The organism is Desulfonatronovibrio magnus, from assembly GCF_000934755.1.
In the GTDB taxonomy this organism is placed as follows: Bacteria; Desulfobacterota; Desulfovibrionia; order Desulfovibrionales; family Desulfonatronovibrionaceae; genus Desulfonatronovibrio; species Desulfonatronovibrio magnus.
Window position 1 is genome coordinate 1 of sequence record NZ_JYNP01000154.1, and the last position, 1,159, is coordinate 1,159.

At 45.7% G+C, this 1,159-nt stretch carries 1 protein-coding gene; it reads right to left on the reverse strand.

What is annotated here, in order from left to right; all coding sequences use genetic code 11:
- A partial coding sequence (locus LZ23_RS11970) for a DnaB-like helicase C-terminal domain-containing protein (protein ID WP_332308287.1) occupies positions 1–1,019 on the reverse strand: 1,019 nt, incomplete at its 3' end.
- Positions 1,020–1,159 lie beyond the last annotated feature (140 nt).

Here is a 1,159-nt window from a genome sequence, read left to right on the forward strand (position 1 = left end):
CTGACCATGGTTTCAAGCCTGGCAGGCGTGGTGTTGTAGTTACCCTCTACAATATAGATATTAGGCGCTGCCGTTTGCTGGTACTCTTCAGCGATCTCACCAACTCTTTCCAGGGTTTTTTCCTTTATTTCCCTGTACGGAGACATGATCTTCGCACTGTTGATCTCGCCCAGTCTGGCTATGGAATTGACGTAAATATGCTCCATACTCATCTCCATGGATACGAAGATCACAGGAAATCCACTCATGGCTGCATAGTCAGCAATCTGCGTACATATGGTAGTCTTTCCACCACCTGGAGGGCTCACGACCACATATTTACTACCATTAGCCAGACCGCCACCCAGCAAATCGTTGAGAACCGGGAAAGGAGTGGGTACTTTCCCTGCACCATCACCAAGTATATACTGCAGCAAGTGATCGTACTTTTCAGCCAGGGGCACCACAGCACCTCTTTGAGAATCACTGAGTATCCTGGTAGACTCATGGGTATAATCTGCATTGGAAGTAAAGATATCCTTGCTTCTATCAGTGGTGTCGTTGCCCAGTACCGCTGCTCTGCGTTTAATCTGGATGCGCATGCTCAAATCCACTGCACGGGACAGAATCTCCTGGTATTGTTCTTCAGGGACAACGGCTTTTTCTCGTAACATCTTGAACCACTTCAGATATTTATTGCGCAGTTCAGCTTCGAGACCATGGGGCACTTCATCACTTTGTAGATTGCTTCCAAAATAAGAGGATAACTCATTTTCAGCCAGATCCTTATCCAACCACCTGGCAAGAGCAATTTCAGAGGTCACACCATCATAGATGGCCCTTATGAAAACTCTCAGAACATTGCACCTTACTTTCTTTTTAATGTACCGGCTGTCTGTATAGGGAGCCATTGGCAGAATGTCCGGCAGGATATTCTCAACGGGTACTCCATGGTTCAGAATGTTAGTTATCAGGTCTTTTGATAGTTCACCTTCAAGCAGCAGCGTATCTTCCTGAAGCTCTACTTTTTTACTATACAAGTTGACTTTAATCCCTTTCGGCCTAACCGCACACCTGTTGCAGGAAAACCGCAGCTCTTTTTTGCCTTTAAGCATATAGGTACAGTTAAAGGGTTTATCTGTTACACTCGGGGTACTCTGGATGCTTAGAAAGTGATCCA